General features: G+C 35.5%; 1 pseudogene. It reads right to left on the reverse strand.

Annotation, left to right across the window (positions count from 1 at the left end):
• Nucleotides 1-83: 83 nt before the first annotated feature.
• Nucleotides 84-638 (reverse strand): annotated as a pseudogene (locus tag H964_RS13550) (hypothetical protein).
• Nucleotides 639-783: the final 145 nt, after the last annotated feature.

A 783-nucleotide genomic window follows, 5' to 3' on the forward strand; every position in this document is an offset into this window, starting at 1 on the left:
TTTTGAATACAGTTTTGCTATTCGTATGTGGCAATTGGTTCTGAATATATTATACCACTGTAGTTTGAAATTGCAACAGTTATTTAGTCTGCTTCTTTGTACTTTTCAAGAAGCTCAAAAAAACTGTAAGTAGAAAGCTTCCTTTTTCTTAGTTTCATTTCATCTAATATTTGTTGTCCTTCTTGAAAGCTTATGAGTTTTCTCTGATATGCAAGGTATAGAATGGTTTCTGTGGTTATCAGCGGTGGTTGGTCTGGCTGAATATGCAGCAGTACATCTTTGAGATTGTTACTGGCAAGAGTTCCGTTTAACATTTTTGCTATTACTATAGCAGCAGCTTCTCCTTTGCCTATGGAATTCGTACTTTTTTGATCTGTCAACCTCGAAAATTCATCCTTGTAAGGACTTAATTCTGGAATTTCTCTGATTTTGTATTACCGCTTCTTTATTCTCTGGTCTATGTTTAGAAAAACAAATCTGTAGGAGCGGTATTTTTGCAATTCCTTTATTTTGTCCAGAACGATTCTGGGGATAACGATATGACCAGCAAAAAGTTTGTCGATTATATCAAGTCGATTTATCCATGAAAATGAACAAAGACAATCGTTATCAAAGACTATAGGCATCTTCAAGTTCATTAATTTCACCTTCTGTGTCTTCTTCAGGTTCAAATATCAGATGTGCGTATCCACCTTCTATGAGCAGTTCCTCGTATTTGCCATAAGAAATTCTACCAGCGTCCAAAAGTTTTTTGGCAAGTTCTGCATACGGAGAGTAAACTTG

It is taken from the genome of Caldicellulosiruptor sp. F32, assembly GCF_000404025.1.
Lineage (GTDB): Bacteria > Bacillota > Thermoanaerobacteria > Caldicellulosiruptorales > Caldicellulosiruptoraceae > Caldicellulosiruptor > Caldicellulosiruptor saccharolyticus.